General features: G+C 54.5%; 24 protein-coding genes. 1 reads left to right on the top strand and 23 read right to left on the bottom strand.

The annotated features are described in order from the left end of the window. The first annotated feature begins 84 nt into the window (after positions 1-84). A complete protein-coding gene (locus NSS64_RS04980; RefSeq protein WP_341139390.1) occupies positions 85-522 on the top strand; it encodes a hypothetical protein in 438 nt (145 codons plus the stop codon). A gap of 95 nt (positions 523-617) precedes the next feature. Here NSS64_RS04980 and NSS64_RS04975 read toward each other — a convergent pair whose 3' ends face one another. From NSS64_RS04975 to NSS64_RS04865, 23 genes are all read right to left on the bottom strand, one after another. After that, complete coding sequence (locus tag NSS64_RS04975) at positions 618-1103, bottom strand: DivIVA domain-containing protein (RefSeq protein ID WP_036690176.1); 486 nt, start codon at positions 1101-1103, stop codon at positions 618-620. A 131-nt stretch (positions 1104-1234) separates the two neighbouring features. Beyond that, positions 1235-2017, bottom strand: a complete 783-nt coding sequence (locus NSS64_RS04970) for a YlmH family RNA-binding protein (RefSeq protein WP_341139389.1) — start codon at positions 2015-2017, stop codon at positions 1235-1237. 4 nt (positions 2018-2021) lie between these two features. Then, entirely contained in the window at positions 2022-2294 is a 273-nt protein-coding gene (locus tag NSS64_RS04965) for a YggT family protein (RefSeq protein WP_340938909.1), read from the bottom strand. 4 nt (positions 2295-2298) lie between these two features. After that, on the bottom strand, positions 2299-2742 hold the full coding sequence (locus NSS64_RS04960; RefSeq protein ID WP_036690181.1) for a cell division protein SepF: 444 nt from the start codon (positions 2740-2742) through the stop codon (positions 2299-2301). Continuing rightward, a complete protein-coding gene (locus tag NSS64_RS04955) occupies positions 2742-3437 on the bottom strand; it encodes a YggS family pyridoxal phosphate-dependent enzyme (protein ID WP_340938908.1) in 696 nt (231 codons plus the stop codon). Before NSS64_RS04955 ends, NSS64_RS04960 begins: the two co-directional genes overlap by 1 nt. 4 nt (positions 3438-3441) lie before the next feature. Then, complete coding sequence (pgeF, locus tag NSS64_RS04950) at positions 3442-4299, bottom strand: peptidoglycan editing factor PgeF (RefSeq protein ID WP_341139388.1); 858 nt, start codon at positions 4297-4299, stop codon at positions 3442-3444. Between the two features lie 103 nt (positions 4300-4402). Further along, positions 4403-4747, bottom strand: coding sequence for a YlmC/YmxH family sporulation protein (locus tag NSS64_RS04945; protein ID WP_209871931.1), 345 nt, complete (start codon positions 4745-4747; stop codon positions 4403-4405). A 166-nt stretch (positions 4748-4913) separates the two neighbouring features. Continuing rightward, a complete protein-coding gene (sigG, locus tag NSS64_RS04940; RefSeq protein WP_036690188.1) occupies positions 4914-5696 on the bottom strand; it encodes an RNA polymerase sporulation sigma factor SigG in 783 nt (260 codons plus the stop codon). Positions 5697-5774: 78 nt separating this feature from the next. After that, positions 5775-6497 (bottom strand): RNA polymerase sporulation sigma factor SigE, encoded by a 723-nt coding sequence (gene sigE / locus NSS64_RS04935; protein ID WP_036690190.1) that lies wholly within the window; start codon positions 6495-6497, stop codon positions 5775-5777. An 8-nt stretch (positions 6498-6505) separates the two neighbouring features. After that, positions 6506-7474 carry a sigma-E processing peptidase SpoIIGA gene (spoIIGA, locus tag NSS64_RS04930; protein WP_341139387.1) on the bottom strand — a complete coding sequence of 323 codons (969 nt, stop codon included), beginning with the start codon at positions 7472-7474 and terminating at the stop codon, positions 6506-6508. Positions 7475-7688: 214 nt separating this feature from the next. After that, positions 7689-8552, bottom strand: coding sequence for an Rpn family recombination-promoting nuclease/putative transposase (locus NSS64_RS04925; RefSeq protein WP_341139386.1), 864 nt, complete (start codon positions 8550-8552; stop codon positions 7689-7691). A gap of 125 nt (positions 8553-8677) precedes the next feature. Then, positions 8678-9796 carry a cell division protein FtsZ gene (ftsZ, locus tag NSS64_RS04920; RefSeq protein WP_036690196.1) on the bottom strand — a complete coding sequence of 373 codons (1119 nt, stop codon included), beginning with the start codon at positions 9794-9796 and terminating at the stop codon, positions 8678-8680. 63 nt (positions 9797-9859) lie between these two features. Next, on the bottom strand, positions 9860-11122 hold the full coding sequence (gene ftsA / locus NSS64_RS04915; protein ID WP_036690197.1) for a cell division protein FtsA: 1263 nt from the start codon (positions 11120-11122) through the stop codon (positions 9860-9862). Positions 11123-11438: 316 nt separating this feature from the next. Further along, on the bottom strand, positions 11439-12203 hold the full coding sequence (locus NSS64_RS04910) for a cell division protein FtsQ/DivIB (RefSeq protein WP_340993972.1): 765 nt from the start codon (positions 12201-12203) through the stop codon (positions 11439-11441). A gap of 65 nt (positions 12204-12268) precedes the next feature. Beyond that, positions 12269-13552 carry a UDP-N-acetylglucosamine 1-carboxyvinyltransferase gene (gene murA, locus NSS64_RS04905; protein ID WP_340938902.1) on the bottom strand — a complete coding sequence of 428 codons (1284 nt, stop codon included), beginning with the start codon at positions 13550-13552 and terminating at the stop codon, positions 12269-12271. Between the two features lie 185 nt (positions 13553-13737). After that, on the bottom strand, positions 13738-14853 hold the full coding sequence (gene murG, locus NSS64_RS04900) for an undecaprenyldiphospho-muramoylpentapeptide beta-N-acetylglucosaminyltransferase (protein ID WP_341139385.1): 1116 nt from the start codon (positions 14851-14853) through the stop codon (positions 13738-13740). 5 nt (positions 14854-14858) lie between these two features. Continuing rightward, positions 14859-15956 (bottom strand): stage V sporulation protein E, encoded by a 1098-nt coding sequence (gene spoVE / locus NSS64_RS04895; protein WP_036724276.1) that lies wholly within the window; start codon positions 15954-15956, stop codon positions 14859-14861. A 49-nt stretch (positions 15957-16005) separates the two neighbouring features. Further along, complete coding sequence (gene murD / locus NSS64_RS04890; RefSeq protein ID WP_341139384.1) at positions 16006-17427, bottom strand: UDP-N-acetylmuramoyl-L-alanine--D-glutamate ligase; 1422 nt, start codon at positions 17425-17427, stop codon at positions 16006-16008. Positions 17428-17430: 3 nt separating this feature from the next. Continuing rightward, the gene (gene mraY / locus NSS64_RS04885; protein WP_340752298.1) at positions 17431-18396 is read right to left on the bottom strand and encodes a phospho-N-acetylmuramoyl-pentapeptide-transferase; all 966 of its coding nucleotides are present in this window, start codon (positions 18394-18396) and stop codon (positions 17431-17433) included. 15 nt (positions 18397-18411) lie between these two features. Continuing rightward, on the bottom strand, positions 18412-19821 hold the full coding sequence (locus tag NSS64_RS04880) for a UDP-N-acetylmuramoyl-tripeptide--D-alanyl-D-alanine ligase (protein WP_341139383.1): 1410 nt from the start codon (positions 19819-19821) through the stop codon (positions 18412-18414). Further along, positions 19821-21308 carry a UDP-N-acetylmuramoyl-L-alanyl-D-glutamate--2,6-diaminopimelate ligase gene (locus NSS64_RS04875; RefSeq protein ID WP_341139382.1) on the bottom strand — a complete coding sequence of 496 codons (1488 nt, stop codon included), beginning with the start codon at positions 21306-21308 and terminating at the stop codon, positions 19821-19823. Before NSS64_RS04875 ends, NSS64_RS04880 begins: the two co-directional genes overlap by 1 nt. Before the next feature lie 94 nt (positions 21309-21402). Then, positions 21403-23331: a stage V sporulation protein D gene (locus tag NSS64_RS04870; protein ID WP_341139381.1), complete on the bottom strand. Its 1929-nt coding sequence runs from the start codon at positions 23329-23331 to the stop codon at positions 21403-21405. Positions 23332-23421: 90 nt separating this feature from the next. After that, positions 23422-25653, bottom strand: coding sequence for a penicillin-binding transpeptidase domain-containing protein (locus NSS64_RS04865; RefSeq protein WP_341139380.1), 2232 nt, complete (start codon positions 25651-25653; stop codon positions 23422-23424).

Here is a 25653-nt window from a genome sequence, read left to right as displayed (position 1 = left end):
TTTCCAGTCTATAGGATGTTGTCTCTAACATATTATTCACTCAAAACATAGGATGGAACTATGCCATCGTAGGGAGGTGAAAAAATGCCGTATACCCTAGTTGAATTTGCCAGGAGTGTCGATACCAACCTATCGTTTGGATCTACCATTCCAATCGACGGGACCCAACGCCTGATTTTAGAATTCGGTATGGCTGTTTCTGCTCCAAGCAATTTTGTAGAGCTCACTACAACGGTTGGCTGGTTGGTTACGAACGTGTTTGCTACACCGCCCGTTCAGCCCACGCTCCTGCTTGAAGTGCGTCTGGATGGAAACCTCGTCGGCAGTGCCGAACAATCCGCCATCCCGGGGGATGAAGATGAGACGGTTCGAATGACAACCATGTTCCAGACCATCCTTACCGATCTTCCTGAAGGCTATTATGCGTTTCAAGTCTTTGCCTCCAATCTGGAGGATATCCTAGGCGAAATTAATCTGGGTGGCCCTACCCACATTACAGGCAAAGTATTCGTACCCGTTTAAAAGGCACAAAAAAACTCCTTAGCTTGAGGTCTTGATTGACCTGTTGCTAAGGAGTTTTTGTGTATTAGGGGTACAAGCTAATCATCATCTTAGGCTCAGAGCGCGTTCTCGCTAACCTCACGGCTCTCCAGCGCATTCCAGTCATCCTGGGACAGCAGCTCCAGCTGGGCTTCCAGCAGCGTCCGGAACCGGGTACGGTAGATCGAAGCCTGCTTGCGCAGCTCCTCGGTCTCGATCGCCACCTTGCGGGATTTGGACAACGCTTCGTTGATAATCCGGTCGGCGTTCTTCTCCGCTTCCTTGAGGATCAGCTGGGATTCCTTCTTAGAGTTGTTCTTGACATCATCCGCAGCCTCCTGGGCTACAAGAATAGTCTTGGACAGGCTTTCTTCAATATTGACGAAATGATCCAGGCGTTCCTGAAGGGTTAACAGCTGGTTGTGCAGTTCCTTGTTCTCCCGGATCACACTCTCGTAATCCTTAATCACCTGATCCAGAAATTCATTGACCTCATCTTCGTCATAACCGCGGATTCTCCGGGAGAATTCCTTGTTATGTATATCGAGCGGTGTTAATGGCATGCTGTGCACCTCCTAGAAATTTCGGTGAAGATTATAGATGAAAGACAATTACCGGCGCACGGCCTGCTAAATGTCCATATTTCCCTGAGATTATCAATTTCGACAAGCACAGCTGTAATCCTGCAAAGACTTCAGACAAATTTGCCTACCAAAATCCGGTAACGGCCCTTCTTCGTCAAGCTGCCGATCTCCAGCACCTTGAACCGTCCGAAGCCCTGGATAGAGACCATGTCCCCGTCCTTCAGCGAGCAGGACGGGTCTTCCTCGACCTTCCAGTTGACCCGGACGCGCCCGGCCTTGATTGGGGCCAGAATCTTGCTCCGGCTCAGCCGTGTGACATCCGCTGCAATCCCGTCAAGCCTGAGGGAAGCCACTGTGAACTCCATCGCCTCCAGCTTGACCTCACTGCTGCGCAGGCCGGATAACGGCAGAATCTCCGTACTGACGTTAATCCGGTGTACACCGGTCAAATGAATGGACAGGTAATCCGCGATGTCAGCAGCCACCACTACGTGGCAGCCGTCTTCCAGCACATGAATATCGCCGATCTTGCCTCTTGTGATGCCCAGTCCCAGGATTGCTCCCATATAATCCCCATGCATAAGCGAGAGAAATTTCTGTTCGCCTGAGGTGATATTCAGCACGCTAAGCTCCATAGCCTCTTCCGTGAGGTCACGGTAATCCGGGGCCACCAGCCCCCGCTTCCGTTCGGCATCCGAAGAACCGCCCTCCCAGCGCACAATCACATCGGGATGGCGGTTCACCAGACTCTGCAGAATATAGGCCTGACGGGGGTCCAGGAATTCGGTCAGCTTCGTCTCATGATACTCCCCGGCATTCGTGACCCACTCCCAGGCCTTGTCCACAAACGGCCGCTCATCCGGGTGGAAATGCCCGTAGATTTCATTCTTCATCGGATTAGCCGAAGACCGAGGTTACGATAGACTGAAGCCCGACTGCGGCAAAGCGCAGCATGATAATCGCGACAATCGGGGAAATATCCAGCGTTCCAAACAGCGGAGGGATAATCCTCCGGAACGGCGCCAGATACGGCTCCACCAGCTTGCCCAGCAGCTCGCCGATAAAGTTCTCACGCAGATTCGGCAGCCAGGACATCAGAATGTATACGAGAATCATGTAATAGTAAATCTGAAATAGGATGAATATAATTGAAGATACTTCGTTTAACACCTGCTCACCTCATTCTGTTGTAATCTTGCTCGTCACCCAGGATCTCGGTAATGGAGCCTTGAATCTCCACGGTGTCCGGTGTGCACATAAATATATTGCCCCCAATTTTGGATATTCCTCCACCCAGAGCATAAACAGTTCCGCTGAGAAAATCGATAATCCGCATCGCCTGGTCATTGCGCACCCGCTGCAGGTTAATTACTACCGTACGGTGTGAACGCAGATGGTCGGCAATCTCCTGCGCCTCGTCATACGAACGCGGCTCGTAGAGCACAACCTTCACATTTTTTTGGGAATGAATGCTGACGACGTTGGCCCTCTGATTCTTGCGTGTTTCTACAGGGGCGGGTTCGTATTCATCCTCATCGCGGGAGATTTGCTCCCGTTCCACAATCTCCTCTTCCTCCTGCAAGCCCAAGAAACTCATAAATCGGTTCATCACGCCCATCATTCTCCCTCCTCATGACCTACTAATACCGTTCCCAGGCGTACCCGGGTGGCTCCTTCCTGTATCGCCACTTCAAAGTCATTCGACATGCCCATCGACAGCTCTTGTATTGGCTCAGGTGTCAAGCCCAGGAGATTCAGCCGGTCACGCAGCTCGCGGAGTCCGCGGAATACCGGCCGGGTCGCCTCGGGGTCTTCCTCGTGAGGAGCCATCGTCATCAGTCCGATGACCTTCACCCGGTCAAGCGGGGCGATCTCCCTCAGGAAGTCCTCCACCGCTTCCGGCGCCAGGCCGAACTTGGTATCCTCGCCTGAAATATTCACCTGCAGGAACACCTTCACATCAAGTCCCGCAGCCTCCGCCTTCTTATGCAGCTCCCTGGCCAGCGACAGCCGGTCCAGAGAGTGAATATATTGAAATTTACCGATAACGTCCTTCACCTTATTCGTCTGCAAATGCCCGATAAAGTGCCATATTCCCTTATGTCCAAGCGCATTCCATTTCGGCTCCGCATCCTGCCAGCGGCTCTCGGCGATCTCCTCAAGACCTGCCTCCAGCACAGCGGCAACCGTATTCAGCGATACGTATTTCGTTACCGCAATCAGCTTGACTTCACTGGTATCCCGGCCGCTGGCCGCGCAGGCCCGTGCGACACGTTCCCGGGTAGTGGCTATTCTTTCTTGTAGCGAGGCCAAAATGTCAACTCTCCTTTATTCCGATCCAGCTCGTCATTCTCCCAGTGACCCCGTTTTCCTTCCGGTAGGAGAAGAACAGATCACTGTTACAGCTTGTACACCAAGTTGTACATTCGATATGAGTCGGCAATATTCCTGCTTTTATCATAATGCGTTGATTCAATTCTTTCAAGTTCAGCATCATTTTGCTGCTGTCTGTCTCCGATGGTCTATATATAGCCCGCGCACCTTCTGCCGCAGCCGGCAGGTTCAGCCCGGCCTCCAGGCGGCGGACAGGGTCCATTACATAATCATCCACCTCATAGCAGCAGTCACCGATGGAAGGCCCTATAGCGGCCTGTATGTCCTCTGGACGGCTCCCGTACGTCTGTCCCATGCGCTCCACCATCGCCGCCGCGATTTCCGCCACGGTCCCCTTCCAGCCAGCATGCGCCAGCCCTACCACGCGGTTCAGCGGATCATGGAAGAACAGCGGCACACAATCAGCGTAAAAAGAAGTCAGCAGCACCCCGGGCACATTCGTCAGCAGCCCGTCCGTGGCCTGAAAGGCAGAGTTCCGGTCCAGGCTGCCCCGGCCCCGGTCCTGTTCTGTAATGACTGCGATCTCTTTGCCGTGGGTCTGTTCCCCGCAGGTCCAGTCGGCCAGCCGGAAGCCCAAACTCTCAGCCAGCAGTCTGCGGTTAGCCAGCACATCCGCCGGATCATCCCCTACATGAAAAGCACAATTGAAGCTGTCATACGGCTTCGTGCCGCTGCCGCCTGCTCTGCCGGTAAAGCCTGCAGTAATGCTCTTATAGGGCTCACGCCACGGCTCCAGATGCAGCAGCATGGGCGCTGCGCCATTTTGCATAAACGGTTCCATCTCTTCACCTCCGCTTAAGTGTAACACAAACTCATCCCACACCGTCCATTTCTCAACCCACCCTATGACTATACCCATAAAGGCAGAAAAAAGACGCACCTCATTAATAAGTGCGCCGTTCACTGCGGTCCGGCCGATCCAGGTACATCATCTCGCGGTCTTCCTGTCCCTGCGGTATGCGGGGCTCCTCCAGCTTCACGAGCACGACATCTGCCCCGATCTTCACGATATTCCGCCACGGAATCACAAGATCGGCGCCGCCGCCGAACAGCCCCATGAATCTGGTGTACCCCGGGACAATCACAGCGTCAATAACGCCTCTGCGCAAATCCAGCTCCAGATCGCTGATCTGGCCCAGCCGTTTACCGTCCACAATATTGATTACATCTTTGGTTTGAAAATCGGAGATTTTCATCTTTTTACCCGAAGCTGACGTTTCCTCAATCATCCTGCCACCCCTGTACATTCAGACCTATAGCTTCAGTATATGTCCTTAGGGCTTGGCCGCATGACTGTATTCCAGAGCCTTAGCGCCCCGGACATATAAAAGGATATCCCGGCTGGCCGCTAGGTGCCGCCATCCGGAATATCCTCCGCTCATTTATAGACTGTGGTCAGGACTTTACATGCTTTTGCATTTGCTGGATCGCTGATTTCTCAAGCCGTGAGACCTGGGCCTGTGAGATGCCAATCTCGTCGGCGACCTCCATCTGGGTCTTGCCTTCGAAGAAGCGCATGGACAGAATGCGTTTCTCGCGCTGCCCCAGCCGCTGCATGGCCTCCCGGAGCGCAATCTCCTCAATCCAGGAGACATCCTTGTTCTTGTCGTCACTGATCTGATCCATCACATAGATCGGGTCCCCGCCGTCATGATAGATCGGCTCGAACAGGGATACCGGGTCCTGAATCGCATCAAGCGCGAAGACAACATCCTCCTTCGGAACGCCGAGCGCTTCGGATATTTCGAAGATCGTCGGCTCCCGCGAATTCTGGTTCGTCAGGCTGTCACGCACCTGCAGCGCCTTATAGGCAATGTCGCGCAAGGAGCGGGATACCCGGATCGGGTTGTTGTCGCGCAAGTAGCGGCGAATCTCTCCGATGATCATCGGCACCGCATAGGTGGAGAACTTGACATTCTGCGATAAATCGAAATTATCGATGGCTTTCATGAGTCCGATGCAGCCTACCTGAAACAAATCATCCACGAACTCTCCACGATTATTGAACCTTTGAATCACGCTTAGCACAAGCCTGAGGTTGCCATTTACCAATTTCTCTCTGGCGGATCGCTCGCCCTGCTGCTGCAGCGAAGTGAACAATGCCCGCATTTCCACGTTCGTGAGAACAGGCAGCTTGGCGGTGTCCACACCGCAAATCTCGACTTTATTTCGGGTCATGATGATTAACCTCCCAAGGAGAAACATTACTGTACATTATCTCCCCGGTCCGGCATTTTATTCCTCAGCTTTCATCACTTACACCATCTTGTTGAACTCCTTGCGCAGCCGCTTGATAATTCGTTTCTCCAGGCGCGAAATATAGGATTGGGAAATGCCCAGCAGATCGGCCACATCCTTTTGCGTTTTTTCCTCGCCGCCCCGCAGCCCGAACCGCAGCTCCATAATCAGCCGTTCCCGTTCGCTAAGCTTCTCCAGCGCCTTCTGCAGCAGCTTACGGTCGACCTGCTCCTCAATGTTGCGGTAGATCGTATCGTTCTCCGTGCCCAGCACATCCGAGAGCAGCAGCTCGTTGCCGTCCCAGTCAATATTCAGCGGTTCATCAAAAGAAACCTCGCTTCTGGTCTTGCTGTTGCGCCGCAGATACATCAGAATCTCATTCTCGATGCAGCGCGAGGCGTAGGTGGCCAGCTTGATTTTTTTCTCCGGATCAAAGGTGTTGACCGCCTTAATGAGTCCAATCGCGCCAATAGATACCAGATCCTCGATGTTAATGCCGGTGTTCTCGAATTTCCGGGCGATGTAGACCACCAGCCGCAGGTTACGCTCAATCAGCATAGCCCGGACCGCCGCATCCCCGCTGGAGAGCCGCTGGAGCAGAAATTCCTCCTCCTCGCGTGTCAGCGGCGGCGGCAGCGCTTCACTTCCCCCGATATAATAAATCTCCTGGCTCTTCAGACCGAGCAGAAACAGCATGCGGTAATACTGCAGTTGCAGCACAAGCTTGAATTTAACCATTATTGTTCCTCCTATAGGTTACTTAGCCCCATCACCTTGTCAGCCGGCGCTTCTGGAGCACTCTCTTTATGGGTCAGGTCAGGATGTATGACCGCCCGGTACGCGCCGTCTCCCGACAGTGTCCCGCCATCCAGCCCGATGAGTACCCTTGTGCTGCAAAAGGTATCACCGCCAAGCTCTATCCTCACCTTATCCGGCTTCAGCGCGAGCATGAAGGATGCCCCGCGGTTGACGCCTCTGTACGGCACCAGCCGTACCCTGTCCTGCCAGGCGAACGACTGCCCGTCCGTTTCCAGTACAAGTGTATCTGCACCCGTCTGGGTCAGCCTCCCTTTCCAGGAAGCCGGCAAATGGCCCTCCCACAGCGAGGCTTCCATCACCATCACCGGAATCCTCGTCAGCGGATCGCTGAGCCGGTTCCCGGTATCCAGCAGTCCGGGGCAGGTAACTGAAACTCCGTCGATCTCCACCGTCACTTCCCCGATATAGGAATCCAGCTGCTCTCTGTGCCGGCGGGAGGACTGGATCAGCTTGAAGAGCAGCAGCACAAGAGGAAGCAGGGCAAGCACGAACCAGAACCCGATCTTCAGCCGGTAAGCTTGGCCTCCCGATGAGGTGAAGATTATGCCCTTCCAGATGTCACCAGAGCTTTGCAGCAGATAATGAACGCCTATGATCCCTCCCGCCGCCGCAAAATTAATGATATAAAACGCCCCAAATGCCCGAAGATAGCTTTGCAGACTTCTAAATCCAAAGGCTATCCAGATCATCAAAACCGATAAACCGAATTTGACGAGAAAGGTATACAGAAAGGACAGCTCCGGTACAAACATCATGACCACATAGAGAGCCCCCGCCAGCGCTGAGAGTGTCAGCCGCCACCAGGACACCTTGTGCTTAACCAGCCAGCTTGTCAGCCACAGCAGGACTCCGTCGATCAGCAGATTGGCGGCAAAAATCAAGTCAATATACACAACCATCGCTCTCACCTGCCTGCAAGCGGATATCTATCCGGAGGCCGGGGTGCAGGCTCTCTTTTTAGACGATATGATTAGTATAGAAACTCCCGCATCCAAAGTCTGTCTAAACATGGGGGGCGTTCTTGCAGTTTTTTTGTCGAGTTATAGGCCTTGAGAGGAACTTCAGCGCACAACAAAAGCCAGCCTTAAGCGGCTGGCTTCATTCGTGCCGGATTTAATTGTTGATAGATTTCAACTCTTCTTCGGAGAGTCCGGTGGCCTTCTGCACTGAAGGATAATCCATTCCCATAGACAAGAGATTCTTTGCTATAACCCGTTTGGCTTCTAGCTCACCTGCCGCTGTACCTTCCGCCACTCCCTTGACGAAGCCTTCCCTAAGCGCACCATCACGCTGTGAAGCTTCGTCCATCAGAATCTTCTGGCGGTCCTCATATTTACGGCGGGCTTCTGAATCCTGACTCAGAAATTCCAGCGTCTCCATCGCCTTCTTCAAGGCTGGCTCGTTCATTTGCAGCACCTCCCAATCAGAGTAGTCAATCCCTTTCAAGAACAGCAGCCAGTTCACAAGGCCGCCCTCGCCGGGCTTAGCCGGCTGGTTCAGCTTGGGCAGCTCCAGGAAATGAATCTCGATATCGTCTGTCAGCGGCGCTCCGCTGCTGTCCTCCCGCAAATGAAATACACTGTGTGTATGTTCATTAGGGAGTACCTTATAATTCAGAATATTGATGGTCACACATTTCTTGAGGTCTATATATTTGCCGCTCACCTGAAGCTGGCCCGCATACCTTTTGCTCCAGTAATACAAGGTCCGTTTCTCAATATCATATTTGTTAAACAGCTGCATCTCAATATTAATCAGCTTGCCGTCTACAGACTTCGCCCAAATGTCAAATATCGATTGCTTATCCAGCGGATCATCCTTATCCGTATAGGGATTGAGCAGCACCACTTCCTCCAGCGGAAGATCGCCCGCATCCAAGAATATCTGGTTCAGAAAAGCGAGCAGTACATCCTTGTTGCCCTCGCTTGCAAATATCCGCTTAAATACAAAATCCACCCGGGGGTCCAGCATTTCCATGGTATCGTCTCCCGTTAACGTTATTATACAGCCTGAAAAGCAAAAAAACACCATACCCCGCAGTTCAAAGCTGCGTGATACGGTGCTTCCGTAACAGTCTAAGCTATAATCGCTATTGATGGCTCTTAATCATTATTGCCGCGTGTCCGGTTGCGCAGGAAAGTCGGAATATCCAGCTGATCAGAGCTTGTCTGATTCCCGAACGGACGAAGATTCTCACTCTTGCTCTTATTATCAGCAGCGGGTTCGCTGTTTGCCGCAGGACGGCGTACAGGAGCTATGGGAGAAGGCTTGTGTTCAAAACCGGTCGCAATAACCGTAACCTTGATCTCGTCCTTCATGCTCTCTTCGATAATGGCACCGAAGATCATATTCACTTCAGGGTCCGAAGCAGAGGTAACAATCTCGGCAGCTTCATTCACTTCGTACAGGGAGAGGTTAGAGCCGCCTGTAATGTTCATAATGACGCCGCGTGCACCTTCAATGGAGGTTTCAAGCAGCGGGCTCATGATCGCCTTGCGGGCCGCCTCAGATGCACGGTTCTCACCGGTTGCAATCCCGATGCCCATAAGCGCTGAACCGCGCTCCGTCATAATCGTCTTCACATCGGCAAAGTCAAGGTTGATTAGGCCGGGAACCTGAATAAGGTCGGAGATGCCTTGTACCGCCTGACGGAGTACATTGTCCGCTTCACGGAAGGCTTCGAGCATTGGAGTCTTCTTATCCACAATTTCCAGGAGGCGGTCATTCGGAATCACAATCAGCGTATCAACCTTTTCCTTGAGCGCTTCGATTCCGAGCTCTGCCTGGTTGGCACGTTTTCTGCCTTCAAAAGTGAACGGGCGGGTCACGACGCCTACCGTCAATGCTCCGCATTCTCTGGCGATTTCGGCAATGACAGGCGCTGCGCCTGTTCCGGTACCGCCGCCCATGCCTGCGGTAACGAAGACCATATCCGCGCCCTTCAGCGTATTCGAGATCAGATCGCGGGATTCCTCTGCCGCCTTCTTGCCGACCTCAGGATTCGCTCCTGCGCCAAGTCCGCGGGTCAATTTATCCCCGATTTGTAATTTATGCTCCGATTTGGCCATATGCAGCGCTTGGGCGTCTGTATTAACCGTGATGAACTCAACACCCTGAACGCCATTTTCAATCATCCGGTTCACAGCGTTGCTTCCGCCGCCGCCGACGCCGATGACTTTTATTTGCGCCAAACTCTCCATTTCAAAATCAAATTCCAACATATTGTTTCCATCTCCCCCTCGAGTAGTGCTTGGATGGCCAGTCCAAGTATATCTGGATTACACTTATATGAACTCGCTAAACATATTCTTTAGTCGTTCCACCAGACCCGGCTTCTTGGAAGAATCCTGAACCGGCGCTGCGCTCTGCTTGCTGCGGTTAACGGTCTTCTTGTTGGCACTTCCGCCGCTGCTCCGTCCGCGGTAGTTACGTACCACATTATGAAGGATGCCTACGCCGCCCGTGAAGCCGGGGTCGCGTACTCCAATATAATCCGGAACAGCGATCCGTACGGAGGCTGCCAGCTCGTTCTGGGCCACCTTAAGCACCCCAGGCATCGAAACTGTACCACCCGTAAGTATATAACCTCCCGGGAGCTCCGTATAACCAAGCCGCTTCACTTCCTGGCGGATCAGGTGGAAGATTTCCTGGACTCTCGGCTCGATAATCGCCGCCAGATCTTCCTGGTTGAATTCCTTCTCTACATTGCTGCCGATACGCAGGACCTTGAAAACGACCTCCGAAGCGGCATCGTCGATCCAGGCACAGCCGTATTTCAGCTTGACCTTCTCGGCCTGGTCGGTAAGTGTCCGAAGTCCGTACGCAATATCATTGGTTATGAATTCTCCACCGATCGGAATCGTGGAGGTTGCACTAAGGGAACCTTCTTCATATACGGCTATCGTGGCTTGTCCGGCACCTATATCCACCAGTACAGCCCCCATCGATTTCTCATCTTTGGAGAGCGCTAATCCGCCAGCCCCGAGAGACATAAGGACAAGATCTTTAACCTTAAGACCTGATTTCTCCACGCAGCGGAGCAGATTATGTATGGGGGTCTTGGCACCGGTAATGATCGTGGCCTCCACTTCCAGGCGGACGCCGATCATTCCGCGCGGGTCCTGAATGCCTTCAAGGCCGTCTACGATATACTGCTTGGCGACAACATCAATGACCTCGCGTTCAGGCGGGAGTGCAATGACCTCCGCTGCCTTGATTACGCGGTCGATGTCATCTTCGCCGATCTCACGGTCCTCATTCTGAACGGCAACTACGCCATGGCTGGATTGCAGGCCGATATGGTTGCCGGAAATGCCGACATACACCTCGGATATTTGAATACCGACCATTTGCTCCGCATGCTCTACGGCACTCCTGATCGATTGCACAGTCTGATCGATGTCTACAATCGCACCCTTGCGTATCCCTTCCGAATCAGCAGATCCAACGCCAATAATATTGAAGGTTCCACTAGTAACTTCCCCGATTATTGCCCGAACTTTGGATGTACCGATGTCCAAACTAACAATGATGTCATTGTTGCTCAAGCCCTATGGCACCTCCTGTTATAATCATAATAAACATGTCTTTGATCCCGGTCGCGGGAAACATCTCTGTACATATTCAACATCCCTAATCCTTTCCCTCTTTTTTCAACAAATTTTTTGAGAGGAATAATATGACAAGGTATTCACGTGCAGGCAGGCGCCCTCCGCTTAGCGGGATCAGCACCTGACATTCAAACAAGGAAAACAAGAGAACAACGGCTATATATCTCAAAAAATCCGCAGAAAAAAGAGGGATATTGCTTATTGCCCGTAAAACAGATTGTAGCATTTATTCCGCTCTATTAGTAGGGACTATTTACTCTTGTGTCTCTGCGTCTTCCCCGTTGTCCCCGGCTTCGGTATGGAACGGAACATAGGAATCCGCCTCCAGCATTTTGATCAGTCCCGGCTCCTCCGTCTGAATCACCTGATTCAAATAGCCTACTTTATTCTTCAGCAGGGAAATGGCCGTAATGACCTCAAAACGTGAACGTGTATAGAGCTTGATCCGGTCAGGAAAAGATAACGTCGGGGAAGGCACGATCTCCGATATATCACTGGTCAGTTCATTTGGAATTTCGGCCAGCGCCTGGCACAGCTTGGTCTTATAAGGATCGTCAGCCTTCCAGTTGGTCAGTATCGGCTTCTCCACGGCAATTCCGGTATCCGTCACAGAGACGGCGGCCCCGCTCGACAGAATAGCCTCCAGCACGCCTGCCTGGTCCAGCTCATAGGCAACCGCCGGGTACTCCTTCACAGTGATCGTAACCACACCGGGGAACCTCTTGCTCACTTGCGCCTCCTGAACCGTCTTCAGCTCCTCCAGCGCCTTCCCCACAGTATCTCCGGAGACTGCGAAGAACTGTCCTCCGATCTTCAGACCGCTTGCAGCCAGCAGCTGCTCGCGGGACGTATATTTATCCCCCTGCATTTCAATGGCTGTAATCTTGCTGATCGACGAACGGAAGAAGATTACAGCCAGCAGCGCAGTGAACAGCAGTGCCAGGATAATGATGATTTTACGGTTTTTTCTCTTGCTAGGCTTGTCCTCTTTCAAAAGAGGTATTCGCGTTTTTGGCATTCTCATATCTCCGTAATAAGGCCCTGTCTCCTTCCTCACGGCTACGCCGAAGGAGACAGGGAGCTTTAATTGGCCAAATCCAGCGGGTCAGGCACAGGCACCTTGCGGCTAATGCGTGCTCCCAGCTTCTGAAACAGTAACTCAATGCCGTCGTATCCACGGTCAATATGATGCGCCTGCTCAACAATAGTCGTTCCCTGAGCAGCCAGCCCGGCGATTACAAGGGCTGCTCCTGCCCGCAGGTCAGTAGCCTCAACCGTTGCCCCATACAACCTCTGAACGCCGCGTATGAAGGCCCTGTTCAGATCAATGGAGATATCGGCTCCCATCCGGGCCATCTCCTCCACATGCTTGAAGCGCCCTTCGAAGACCGTTTCCTTAATCACACTGAATCCTTCTGCCAGGGACAATAGAACCATAACCTGAGACTGCAGGTCCGTAGGAAAGGACGGATACGGAGAGGTAACAATTCGCTCAACCGCACGGGGACGTCCCATACAGCTGATATTAATTATATCATTGCACACTGTAATTTGAACACCGGCGCGCCTCAGGATGTGGATCAGGGAGGTCAAATGTCCTGCATTGGTGTGTGTCAGCGTCACATTGCCCCGCGTGGCGGCGGCGGCAATCATCACGGTTCCGGCAACAATCCGGTCGGGGATCACCTCATAGCTGCAGGCATGGAGCTTGCGGACACCCTGAATGGTGATCGTATCCGTCCCTGCGCCGATAATCTGTGCCCCCATCGCATTGAGGAAGTTCTGCAGGTCCTGGATTTCCGGCTCTCTCGCTGCCCCGGAGACGGTGGTCGTGCCCTCGGCCATGGCGGCGGCCATCATGATATTCTCCGTGGCGCCCACGCTGGGATAATCCAGATGGATATCACAGCCTCTCAAGCTGGCAGCCCGGCAGCAGATCCGGCCGCCGGACTCCTCAATCTCTGCCCCGAGCAGCTTCAGGCCCTGCAGGTGGAGGTCAATCTTGCGCTCCCCGATGGCACAGCCCCCCGGCTGATAGATCGTCACTTCCCCGAACTTGGCCAAAAGCGGGCCCATCAGGAATATGGAGGATCTCATCTGCCGCATCAGGTCCTCCGGAACATGAGAGGTCAGGAGAAAGGATGTATCGACGGTGACCGTCTCCTCTTCATGTACTGTCCTGCAGCCCAGCCGCTGCAGAATATGCAGCATCGTTTCGATGTCCAGCAGCTTCGGCACATTATGCAGTGAGTGAACTCCTTCGGCCAGCAGGCTGGCTGCCAGAATGGGCAGTGCCGCATTTTTTGCTCCATGGATACGTATGGTGCCTGACAGGGGGTTTCCACCCTCAATCACCAATTTGTCCAATGTATCACCTCCGAGATTACCGCTCACCCACCGTAAGCACTTCCTGCACCACGGTCCTGCAGAATCGGCCGGAACGAACTCCGTTTCCGAATCTCAGACATTAAGAAGCGCTCTGGGTGATTGTCACGATTATAGGATCATCCTATGTTCGGAGCTCCGTGTGTGTGACAATGTCAGCCCGGATTCTAGCGTTCCCGTCCTGCAGCCAGCCTGCGGAGCTCGCTGACAACCAGGGAGGCGGAATCTCTTTTGCCTAGGCGTCTAGAGGCCTCCGACATGCTGTGACGCAGCGTATCCGCTCCGATGATCTTCTGAACCGCTGTGAACAGCGCCTCGCCGCTTAAGTCCTTCTCCAGCAGTACCACTGCCGCACCTTCACCTTCCAGCGCTCTGGCGTTGGCTTCCTGATGATTGTTCGTTACATTGGGAGACGGAATGAGGACAGAGGGTATGCCAAGCGCGGTAATCTCTGCAAGGAAAGAGGCGCCTGCCCGGTTCACGATCAGGGAAGTGCAGGCCAGCACCTCAGGCATATTGTGAACGTAAGGGAGGACATGCAGCCAGTTCGGAATACCGCCCAGCTGCTCGCGTACCGCTTTGCGGGTATCCTCAAAGTAAGACTCTCCGGTGACATACACATAGTGAACACCATTACCCTTACCCACAAAGGGTGCCATTTCAATCATGGCACGGTTAATCGCCTTGGCTCCTCCGCTTCCTCCGACAACCAGCACCACCGTGCTTCCTTCGGGGATACCGAGTGAAGCGAAGCCTCGCTGCGGATTAGCCGTCATGACCGTAGTGGCCCGGGGATTGCCCGTATAGATTACATTCTTGGCCCCGGGAAAAGCAGGCTCTGTGCCTTCAAAGCTCACCGCGACCGTGCTGGCATACCGGCTGAGAAAGCGGTTGGTCAGTCCCGGAATCGCATTCTGTTCATGGATCAGCGTCGGGATACCGAGCCGGGAGGCTGCATACACCACAGGTCCGCAGACATACCCCCCGGTGCCGACAACTACATCAGGCTTGAACTCACGCAGCATGGCTTTGGAGGCTTTGACCCCCTTCAGGAACCGCATGACCGTCTTCACATTATCCATCGACAGCTTGCGGCGGAAGCCTGTAATATCAATGGACTGGAAAGGCAGATTCTCCTGGGGAACCAGCTTGCTCTCCAGACCTCGCTTGCCTCCTATATACAGGAAGACAGAATCCGCATCTTCGGATTCCAGTTGTCTGGCTACGGCAACGGCAGGATAGATATGTCCTCCTGTGCCGCCGCCGGTAAGTACAATACGCATGTCTTTCACCTCGCATAACGGGATAAATTAAGCAGAATGCCAAGAGCTGTGAGCATCAGGGTGAGCGATGAGCCGCCATAGCTGATGAGCGGAAGCGTGATGCCGGTTACCGGAATCAGGCCGATTACCACACCGATGTTGATGACGACCTGAACCGCCACCATACAGACGATTCCTACGGCAAGATAGCTGCCGAAGCGGTCCGGCAGGCTCATGGCTACCTTCATTCCGCGCCAGATCAGCAACAGGAACAGCAGCAGCACGGCCAGCCCTCCGATGAATCCCAGCTCCTCGGCCAAGATGGAGAAAATAAAATCAGTCTGCGGCTCCGGGACATAGCTGTATTTTTGCCGGCTCATCCCGAAGCCCAGTCCGCCCAGCCCGCCGGGACCCACCGCGTAGAGCGACTGAATGATCTGATAACCCGCGCCCAGCGGATCGGACCACGGGTCCAGGAAGGCGGTGATCCGCTGCAGCCGGTAAGGCGCAGCGGCAATGAGTCCGGCGAACCCGGCCAGTCCCAGCGCACCAAGGGAGAGCAGATGCTTCATCCGCGCCCCCGCAGTGAAGACCATCATCATAGCCGCACCGAACATGACAGTGCCTGTGCCGAGATCCGGCTGCAGCATAATCAATGCGAACGCGGAGCCGATCAGCGCAAGCGGCGGAAGCAGCCCGCGCATGAAGCTGGAGATGTCATACTCCTCGGTTCCAAGCCACTTGGCCAGGAAGAGGATCATCCCCATTTTCATGAATTCCGAGGGCTGAATGCCGAAGGAGCTGATGCCGAGCCAGCTGCGTGCACCTCCGCGAACCACGCCGATGCCGGGAATCAGCACCAGCACCAGCAGGGCGAAGCACACCAGCAGGAGCGGCCGGGCGAACCTTTTCAGCACCAGATAATCGGTGTTCGCCGTAATGAACATCGCGATGAGGCCCAGGCCTGCGAACAGCATCTGTCTTTTGACAAAATAAAACGAATCGCCATAATTGCGGAAGCCCAGAACGGACCCGGCACTGTATACCATTACCATACCGATAGCCAGTAAAGCCAGTATCGGAAGCAGCAGCCAGATATCGGGCGCATGACGGGATTTGTTCATCAGGAGCACACCTCTTGCATCCGTAGTAGGGGCTTATCCACCCCCCTACTTAAAGGTTATGCACCGCCTCTTTAAAAATACGCCCGCGCTCCTCATAGGAGGTAAACATATCCCAGCTGGCACAGGCAGGGGACAGGAGAACTACATCCCCCGCTTCCGCCAGGGCGGAAGCCTCCCGCACAGCCTGCTCCAGCACGGCAGCGGCACTCTCCCCATTATCGACGGAGATGACAGTCTTTACTCCTGCCAGCCGGGCTACAGCCGCCAGCTTGTCCCGGGTCTGTCCAAGCGCCACCAGGGCTTTGACATTCTCTCCGAGGACAGGCAGCAGCTCCATATAATCCGAGCCGCGGTCCAGACCCCCGGCGATCAGAATGACCGGCTTCCGGAAGGAGGCCAGCGCCATGGAGGTAGCTTTGGAATTGGTAGCCTTGGAATTGTTATAATAGGCGGCCCCTGCCTTGTCTGTTACATACTCCAGCCTGTGCTCCACCCCGCGGAAGGAAGCCAGCACCGGACCCAGCACCGCCGGGTCCGCTCCTGCGGCAATGGCAATGCCGCAGGCAGCCAGCGCATTCCCCACATTGAAACGGCCGGGAAGTCCGATAGAATCAACATCGGCTATTTCGGTCTCGCTCCCGGTGTAATCGCGGCAGATAATGACCCGCTTCAGCTCGTCTGCCGTATCCGCCACGTAGGACGGGCGGACGAAGATGCCCTGCACCAGCTCCTCGTTCATGGAGAAGGGCAGAATGCCCGCCTTCAGATAGGGTACGAGCTCGCGGCAGACCGAATCATCCCAATTCAGCACAGCGGTATCCTCCGGTCCCTGATTGGCGAACAGCTTCGACTTGGAGGCTACATAATCCTCCATGCCTCCATGGTAGTCCAGGTGGGTCTCCGCCACATTCAGCAAGGCAGCGATTCTGGGCCGGAATGCTTCGGTGCCCTTCAGCTGGAAGCTGCTTAGCTCGACCACCATCCAGTTGTCCGCGTCAGCCTCCTGTGCGGCCTGAGAGAGCGGCGTTCCTATGTTCCCGGCCACAATGGGGCGCATCCCTGCTGCCTCCAGCATATGGCCCACCCAGGTCGTTGTAGTGGTCTTGCCGTTGGAGCCGGTGATGCCGATCATCGGGGCAGCGCAGAGATGATAAGCTACCTCCACCTCGGTCACCACCTCAATCCCCAGCTCCAGCGCCTGCTGCACCGGAGCGACCGAATAGGGAATTCCCGGGTTCTTGACAACCAGCTGCACACCCTCGTGGATCAGGCTCTCCGGATGCCCGCCGCATAGAACAGAAATTCCCAAAGATTCCAGTTCGGAAGCTTCGGGACTCTGATCTCTTTCCTTTTTATCATTGACCGTCACCACAGCGCCGTGTTCATGCAGCACCTTGGCCACCTGGACGCCGCTTTTGGCGAGCCCCAGGACGACCACCTCTTGACCACGGTACAGATCCGGATGTTTCATTCGTTACAACCCCTTGATGAGATATAGTCCAGCTGCCGCCAGCACGAGGCCCACGGCCCAGAAGGAGACAACTACACGCCACTCCGACCAGCCGCCAAGTTCAAAGTGATGATGGATCGGGCTCATTCTGAATACCCGTTTGCCGCGCGTCTTAAACGAAGCGACCTGAATAATTACGGACAGCATTTCAACCACGAAGACTCCGCCAATCACCACAAAGAGCAGCTCGGTCTTGGTGACAATAGCAATCGCGCCAATCGCCCCGCCGATCCCGAAGGAGCCGAAATCGCCCATGAACACCTTGGCAGGATGGGCATTGAATACGAGAAAGCCAAGCACTGCGCCAATCATCGCAGCAGCACAGACACCAGCGGCAATCGAGGTTGCCTGCATGGCTACCACCGCGAAGGCAGCGAGCGCAATTGCGCTTACGCCTGACAGCAGACCATCCACACCGTCCGTGAAGTTAACGGCATTCGTGACCGCCATCATCATCAGCACAATGAACGGATAATAGAACCAGGGGCCCCAGTCGAAGCTGAAGGAGGTTCCCGGAACGCTGATATTCGTATGATGCCCGGAAGAGATCAGCAGAACACTGAGCACGACGCCGACCAGCAGCTGGCCCAGCAGCTTCTGGCGGGCCGTAAGCCCGAGGGAGCGCTTGAACACAATTTTGATATAATCATCCAGGAAACCAATGAGTCCATAGCCCAGCGTAGCAGCCAGCAGTACATAGAAGTCGGAATTAATGACCGAGAATTTCAGAAAAGACAGCGTGAACGCGACCATGATAATTACGCCGCCCATGGTAGGGGTTCCCGCCTTCTTCAGATGGGTCTGGGGCCCGTCGTCACGAACCTGCTGTCCCAGCTTAAGCCGGCGCAGCAGCGGTATGATCAGCGGAGCGGCAATGACCGCAAGGATAAAGGACACAGCAATAGTCAGCAGAAGTAATTGATAATCCATGGGTACACCCCTCCTTTAGTTAGCATTCGCTTCAGAATGTTCTTTCAAGCGCTGTAGCACTTCTTCCAGCCGCATCCCTCTGGATGCTTTGAACAACACAACATCGTCATTGCCGCACTTCGCGTTCAAGGCATCGATCAAGGCTTCTTTATCTGTAAAAGCATAGATATGCCCGGCCTCAAAACGCTCCGAGGCCGCCGCCGCAAGCTGCGCCGACAGCGGGCCGAAGGTGAATACGTCATCCGTCAGCTCCGGGTCGATATAGCTGCCGATCTGCCGGTGGAACTGAAGCTCCTCCGGCCCGAGTTCCAGCATGTCCCCCAGCACCGCGATTCTGCGGCCGCTGCATTTCATGGACTGCAGCACATCAATCGCCGCTCTCATGGATGTAGGACTGGCATTATAGGCATCATTCAAGAGCACCAGCCCGCTTGCCGCCTGAATAACCTCAATCCGCATACCGGTCAGCTTGAGGCCGCTTAGTCCTTCTGCTATATTCTCACCCGTCACCTTATAATGACGCGCCACTGCAAGCGCAGCGAGCGCATTAATTACATTATGCTGCCCCGGCAGCGGAAGGGTGAAGGCCCGCTCCCCATGCTGCAGCGAGGTGAAGGTCATTCCACCGCTGTGCGTCATCAGGCCGGTCGGATAATCATCATTGTCAGCCGACTGCCCGAAGCGGAAGGTTAGCAGCCCTTCAGGCGTGCGGAAGCCTGGCTCTGCCAGAACCTCGGCAAGCAGCGGCTCATCCCCGTTATAGATCAGCAGCCCGCCTGGCTGAAGTCCGTCCACAATCTCCAGCTTAGCTCTGGCAATCTCCTTGCGGGAGCCAAGCTGGAGCAGATGGGATTCGCCGACATTGGTAATTACCGCTACGTCAGGAGAAGCGAGCAGAGACAAGAGGGCAATCTCTCCCCGTGAGCTCATGCCCATCTCCAGCACAGCGATCTCAACATCGCTGTCCATGGAGAGAATCGTAAGCGGCAGGCCGATATGATTGTTGAAGTTCCCTTGGGTCTTGTGTACCTTGTACTGCACTTCCAGCAGTGCCGTAATCATATCCTTGGTCGTCGTCTTGCCGTTGCTTCCCGTTACGGCAACCACCTGGGGGGCCACCTCAGCCAAATAGGCGGAGGACAGCTTCTGCAGTGCCTCTAAAGTGTCCTCTACCAGTATAATCCCGCCGCCTGCGGGTGCAGGCCCCTTATCCCTCTGCCAGAGGGCAGCGGCAGCTCCTGCCGCCAGCGAAGCGGCTGCATAGTGATGGCCGTCGAAGTTCTCTCCAACGAGCGGGACGAACAGGCAGTCCCGCGATATTTTGCGCGAGTCGGTTACGACTCCCTTAATCTCTATATCCTTAGCTTCGGATGAAGACAGCTCTCCTCCGCACATTTCCGCGACGTTATGCAATGTTCTAATCATCAATAGCTTCGGCCCCTTATCACTTCTTTGGCAACGATGCGGTCATCGAAATCATGCACGACTCCCTTGATCAGCTGATAGGTCTCGTGACCTTTCCCCGCAATCAATACTACATCGCCGAGGCTTGCCATTTCAACAGCTTTTGTGATGGCTTCCCTCCGGTCCGGAATCATCTCATAGCGCTCGCGCGCCACGCCATCCTCACGCAGGCCGGCCTCAATATCGGCCAGAATCTGCAGCGGGTCCTCCGTCCGCGGGTTGTCGGAGGTGACCAGCACATGATCGCTGTATTTGGCAGCTATTTTGCCCATGAGCGGCCGTTTGGTCGTATCGCGGTCCCCGCCGCAGCCGAAGACAGTCAGCACCTTGCCTTGCGCAAACTCCGTAACAGCCTTCAGCACATTCTCCAGACCGTCCGGCGTATGCGCATAGTCAACGATTACCGCGAAATCCTGACCGGCATCCACTGATTCGACACGGCCGTCCACGCCGGACACCGACTCCAGACTGGCCTTGATGTCCGCAAGCGGCACATCCTCCAGCAGCGCAGCCGTAATAGCCGCAAGCGCATTATAGACGTTAAACTTGCCGACCATGCGAAGCGAAATATCCGTCTCACCCTTAAACGTCTCCACGTGGAAAAAAGTTCCTTTGGAGGTGATCGATATTTGCGAGGCCCGGACATTGGCAGCCTTGTCGATACCATATGTAATGACCTCCGCTGCGGTCTGGGCGGCAAAATAGGCGCTGGCTTCATCGTCGGCATTCAGCACGGCATATTTGCGTTCTTCCTTCCACGGGGAGATCACGTTGCCGAGCCGTGAGAAGAACAAGCCCTTCACTGCGCGGTACTCCTCCATCGTATGGTGGTAATCCAGGTGATCCTGGGTCAGATTCGTAAAGATCGCGGTGCGGTAGTCGGTCCCTTTCACACGGCCCTGCTGGAGGGCATGGGAGGACACCTCCATTACACAGCACTGCACGCCCTTAAGCGCCATATGATTCAGGCTGCGCTGAAGCTCCAGCGATTCCTGAGTCGTACCGGACATCGGATAGCTCTGACCGTCATACCGCATCTGGATTGTACCGATCAGGCCGGTCTTCACCCCATGATCCTGCATGATCCGTTCAATCAGATACGTAGTCGTGGTCTTGCCGTTGGTACCGGTGATGCCGATCAGCTTCATCCGGCTGCTCGGTGAACCGAAGAAGGCATTGGACAGCACAGACATGGCATACCGGCAGTCATCCACCACGATCTGTGGCAGGTCAATGTCCAGCTTCCGTTCGCAGACCAGGGCAGCCGCGCCCTTGGCAGCAGCCTGAGGTGCGTAATCATGTCCGTCCACTGTATGTCCGGGCAGACAGATGAACAAATCGCCCGGCCCCACCTTGCGTGAATCGGCCTGCAAATCTGATATTTCTATGTCTCCGTCCCCGTATAGACGGGAAGCAGCCAGACAAGAAGAGAGCTCTTTAATTAACATACCTATCCCTCACTCTGCATAAAATCCTTATATTTTGGGCGAATTATCCATTTCAATAAATTATACTTGTAAGTTTTTCAATATATAACAAATCTTATGGTTCACTTGGCGTTCCCATGTAAATCCGGATCGTGGAGCCTTGCTGCACTCTTGCCCCGGCCTTCGGAGCCTGATTGATCACAGTATTGCCGGTGCCGGAACGGACCAGCATGAAATTCATATTCAGATCCTCATAGATATCCTGAACGGTAGCTCCCGTAAGATCAGGAACCGTCACGATCGGGGTCTCGCCGTATTTATAGGTTCTCGGCAGCTGATCCTTACGCTCTGGAACCTTCAGATACAGAAGAGAATCCTCAAGAATATTCTGGACAATCGGAGCGGCTACTACACCCCCGAACTGAATTCCCTTCGGGTTATCGACTGCCGTATAGACCACGATCTGCGGATCATCCGCCGGGGCGAAGCCGATAAAGGAAACGATGTGCTCCGTAGGAGAATACCGGCCGTTGATTACTTTCTGTGCTGTCCCTGTTTTGCCGCCCACACGGTAGCCGTCAATAAATGCCGGCCGGCCTGTGCCTTTGGCAACCACGCTCTCAAGGGCAGCCCGCACTTTCTTCGAGGTCTCCTCCGAGATCACCTGCCGCACTTCCTCCGGCTCAGTCTCGGAGACAACGTTCCCGGTATCCGGGTTAATCCAGGCCTTGGCCACATGCGGAGTATACAGCTTGCCGCCGTTGATGGCTGCCGATACCGCAGCAATCTGCTGGATGGGCGTGACGGATACCCCCTGGCCGAATGCAGTAGTCGCCAGCTCCACCGGGCCCACCTGGGCCGGCTTGAACAGAATCCCGTTCGCTTCCCCGTTCAAATCAATGCCCGTCTTACTCCCGAAGCCGAAATCCCGGATGTACTTGAACAGCGTATCCTTACCCAGACGCTGTCCCAAGGCTACAAATCCCGGGTTGCAAGAGTTCTCGACCACTTCAAGGAAGGTCTGACTTCCATGCCCGCCCTTCTTCCAGCAGCGCAGCTTGGCTCCGCCGACCTCAATGTAGCCCGGATCAAAAAAATGCTCATGCTGCAGATCCACCTTCCCCTCCTGCAAGGCCGCAGCCAGCGTGATGATCTTGAAGGTGGAACCCGGCTCATACGTCATCCAGATCGGAAGATTCCGGTTATATACCTCGGCATCGTATTCCTGGTAAGCCCCCGGCTCATACCCCGGCCGGCTGGCCATCGCCAGAATCTCGCCATTGCGGGGGTCCATGGCAATAGACCAGGCCCCCTGCGCCTGATATTTCACCATGGCCTGATCCAGCTCGCGTTCCATAATAGATTGAATCTGCTTGTCGATGGTCAGCTGCAGGCTAAGTCCATCCTGCGGCTCAGTGTACTTCTCGGAGGACCCGGGCATCAGCCGGCCTCCCGCATCGGAGAGATAGGAGATATTGCCCGCACTCCCCTGAAGCAGCTTATCATAGATACTCTCAATACCGGTAATCCCCTGATTGTCAATTCCGGTGAAGCCCAGAATATGTGCGGCCAGATCCCCGAAGGGATAATACCGTTTGTTATCCTCAGCGACAACGATGCCCGGCAGCTGCAAATTACGGATGCTCGCGGCAAGCTCCATCGTAATTTTGCGGCCGCCGGGCTGCAGTTTCACTGAGGCTTTCTTTTGGGTCAGCAGCTGAACAAGCTTCTCCTCGGTCATGCCGAGCAGCGGAGCCAGCTGCTTCGCGGTCTGTTCCTTCTCCTTCACCTGTACAGGAATGGCATAAACCGTCGGTGAACTGATGTTATAAGCCAGCGCCACACCCTCCCTGTCCAGAATCTCGCCGCGCTTGGCGGTGAAGGGGATATTCCGCCGCCATAAATCCTCGGCCCTCTCGCTCAGCTTCTCGCCTTGGGTTAACTGTACATAGGCAAGACGCACAGCCAGCGCGCCGAACAACACGGCCAGTCCCAGCAGCGTCCACAGCATTCTCCGCCGGCTAACGACTTTCGATACCTTCATTGAGTTCTCCCCGCTTTCACTCATAGACATGATCTCTTACCTTCATGACTATTCGGGACAAACAGGGGTTAGAACAAGCCTATTAGGGTGTTACTCTGCAGCTTCTTCCTTATCGGCATCACCGGCTAAGGCAACAGGTATATTCTCGCCGTATTCATTGAGAGGGCTAAGCGTAAGTGATACCTGCGTTTTCCCTTTACTCTTGGCCTGGCTCTGCTCTGTGACATAGCCTTCTCCCTCAATGGAGATCCCGACCTTCAGCAGGTTCAGAATCTCCAGCGCATCGCGCAGAGACTGCCCGCGCAGATCAGGAAGCGTCACGTTCTCTCCCTGCTCGCTTAACAGATAGATGCGCTGTCCGGCGGTCAGTACGGTGCCCTTCTCAGGATACTGGCTGACCACATTTGCCCCTTGGCCTACAGCTTCAAAATCAAAGCCCTGATTAATGAGCAGTTGTCTCGCCGCCTTCACCGTCTTGCCGGTCAGATCCGGCGCTTTGCGCTGGACCACAGCCTCGGCCTTCACCGTCTTCTTGTCAGCAGGGCCTGTGACATCCCCCGCTTTGGGTACGCCCATATAAGGAAGCGCCTGGGAGACGATATCTTTGAAGACCGGACCCGCCGCCGCACCCCCGCCGGCCGCATCGGCAGGTTCGTCAATAATGACGAAGACTGCGATCTTAGGGTCATTGGCTGGTGCATAACCGAGGAAGGAGGAGCGGACCTTATCGCGGTCATACCCGCCCTTACCATCCGGCTTGATCGCCGTACCTGTCTTACCTGCTACCCGGTATCCCTCAATATAGGCATGCCGGCCGGTTCCGTGCTGCTGATCGGCCACTACCTGCTCCAGATAGCTGCTTGTCTCACGGGCACTTGCCTCGGATAGTACCTGACGCACAACCTCTGTCTGCGTGACCGTAGTCTTGCCGGTGTTCGGATCGGTAACCTCCTTCACCACATGCGGCACGAGCAGTTTGCCGCCGTTCGCAATCGCCGCGACGGCTGCAAGCTGTTGAATCGGAGTCACCAGCAGCTTACCGTGTCCATAGGCAAGCGTTGCATTCTCTACCGCCCTGTTCGGATCAGGGTTGACAATACCCGTAACCTCTCCCGGGAGGTCAATGCCTGTCTTTTCAGTGAACCCGAAATCCGTAATATACTGCAGCAGCTTCTCTTTGCCCAGCATCTCATAACCGAGCTTGACGAACGCAACGTTACTCGACCGCTTAACTCCTTCGAGGAAACTAATGGTTCCGTAACCGGCTCTGTTCATATCATAGATAGGCTTGCTGTATCCCTTAATCCGGACGGAACCGGACTGGAAGGTGGCATTCGGATTGAACAGCTTCTCCTGCACAGCACCCGCCAGCGGTACAATCTTGAACGTTGAACCCGGTTCAAATCTCGTCATAATAGCATGGTTATAGAAGCCGGCTGCATCCTGATTCTGATCATAATATTCATTTGGGTTAAAGGTAGGCATATTGGCCAGACCCAGAATCTCCATCGTCTTCGGGTCGGCAGCAATAACACTGATCGACTTCGGCTTATACTCCGCATACGCCTTTTTCATAGCCTCTTCAATATAGAACTGAATCGTGCTGTCAATCGTCAGCTTGTAGTTGCTTCCATTGACCACAGGCTGGAACGTATCCTTCGAATCGGGCAGCTTGATGCCCTTGCCGTCACTCTGGTAATTCAGCTTGCCGTCCGTACCGGAGAGCTGTTTGTTCAGGAGCTTTTCCAGTCCCATCATCGCTTTGCCGTCCCTGTCGGTATATCCCAGAATATGTGCAGCGAGCGCCCCCTTCGGATAATAGCGCTTCTGCTCCCTGACGAGTCCGACTCCGGTCTCCAGCGTATCATGCTCCTTCTTGAGCTTCTCAACGAAAGCCGTCACTTTATCTTTCATTTCCTCATCGATTTTCCAGCCCTCATTACGGATCTCGCGGTTCTTCAGATATTTCCCGTCTTTATCCTTGGCCTCCACCAGCTTCTTCAACTCATCCACCGGCTTGTTCAGCAGCTCATGCAGGCCCTGAATCACCTCTTCACCGATCTTTTTCTCGGCAATGACCTCAGGGTTAACCACCACCGTGTAGGCCGGCACATCGCTTGCCAGAACACTGCCGTTACGGTCTTCGATCACCCCGCGGACAGCCTTGATGGTTGAAGTGTGGGCCCACTGCTTAGCTGCAGTCTCCTGCCACTCCTTGCCTTGCAGAACCTGAATCCAGAATACTCTGGCGACTAAAACAAGAAAAAAGAGGGTAATACACCCTCCTATAAACAGCGTGCGAAGTTTGATTCTCTTAACCAT

The sequence above is a fragment of the Paenibacillus sp. FSL H8-0122 genome (genome assembly GCF_038005345.1).
Lineage (GTDB): Bacteria > Bacillota > Bacilli > Paenibacillales > Paenibacillaceae > Paenibacillus_AQ.
Note: the sequence above shows the minus strand (reverse complement) of the source record. Positions and strands in the feature narration are given on the sequence as shown.

What these genes read in the sequence shown, in the direction of transcription:
- NSS64_RS04980 (WP_341139390.1), top strand. Translation starts at nt 85, where the DNA reads ATGCCGTATACCCTAGTTGAATTTGCCAGGAGTGTCGATACCAACCTA.
- NSS64_RS04975 (WP_036690176.1), bottom strand. Translation starts at nt 1,103, where the DNA reads ATGCCATTAACACCGCTCGATATACATAACAAGGAATTCTCCCGGAGA.
- NSS64_RS04970 (WP_341139389.1), bottom strand. Translation starts at nt 2,017, where the DNA reads ATGAAGAATGAAATCTACGGGCATTTCCACCCGGATGAGCGGCCGTTT.
- NSS64_RS04960 (WP_036690181.1), bottom strand. Translation starts at nt 2,742, where the DNA reads ATGGGCGTGATGAACCGATTTATGAGTTTCTTGGGCTTGCAGGAGGAA.
- pgeF (WP_341139388.1), bottom strand. Translation starts at nt 4,299, where the DNA reads ATGGAACCGTTTATGCAAAATGGCGCAGCGCCCATGCTGCTGCATCTG.
- NSS64_RS04945 (WP_209871931.1), bottom strand. Translation starts at nt 4,747, where the DNA reads ATGATTGAGGAAACGTCAGCTTCGGGTAAAAAGATGAAAATCTCCGAT.
- sigG (WP_036690188.1), bottom strand. Translation starts at nt 5,696, where the DNA reads ATGACCCGAAATAAAGTCGAGATTTGCGGTGTGGACACCGCCAAGCTG.
- spoIIGA (WP_341139387.1), bottom strand. Translation starts at nt 7,474, where the DNA reads ATGGTTGTGTATATTGACTTGATTTTTGCCGCCAATCTGCTGATCGAC.
- NSS64_RS04925 (WP_341139386.1), bottom strand. Translation starts at nt 8,552, where the DNA reads ATGGAAATGCTGGACCCCCGGGTGGATTTTGTATTTAAGCGGATATTT.
- ftsZ (WP_036690196.1), bottom strand. Translation starts at nt 9,796, where the DNA reads ATGTTGGAATTTGATTTTGAAATGGAGAGTTTGGCGCAAATAAAAGTC.
- NSS64_RS04910 (WP_340993972.1), bottom strand. Translation starts at nt 12,203, where the DNA reads ATGCCAAAAACGCGAATACCTCTTTTGAAAGAGGACAAGCCTAGCAAG.
- murG (WP_341139385.1), bottom strand. Translation starts at nt 14,853, where the DNA reads ATGCGTATTGTACTTACCGGCGGCGGCACAGGAGGACATATCTATCCT.
- spoVE (WP_036724276.1), bottom strand. Translation starts at nt 15,956, where the DNA reads ATGAACAAATCCCGTCATGCGCCCGATATCTGGCTGCTGCTTCCGATA.
- murD (WP_341139384.1), bottom strand. Translation starts at nt 17,427, where the DNA reads ATGAAACATCCGGATCTGTACCGTGGTCAAGAGGTGGTCGTCCTGGGG.
- mraY (WP_340752298.1), bottom strand. Translation starts at nt 18,396, where the DNA reads ATGGATTATCAATTACTTCTGCTGACTATTGCTGTGTCCTTTATCCTT.
- NSS64_RS04880 (WP_341139383.1), bottom strand. Translation starts at nt 19,821, where the DNA reads ATGATTAGAACATTGCATAACGTCGCGGAAATGTGCGGAGGAGAGCTG.
- NSS64_RS04875 (WP_341139382.1), bottom strand. Translation starts at nt 21,308, where the DNA reads ATGTTAATTAAAGAGCTCTCTTCTTGTCTGGCTGCTTCCCGTCTATAC.
- NSS64_RS04870 (WP_341139381.1), bottom strand. Translation starts at nt 23,331, where the DNA reads ATGAAGGTATCGAAAGTCGTTAGCCGGCGGAGAATGCTGTGGACGCTG.
- NSS64_RS04865 (WP_341139380.1), bottom strand. Translation starts at nt 25,653, where the DNA reads ATGGTTAAGAGAATCAAACTTCGCACGCTGTTTATAGGAGGGTGTATT.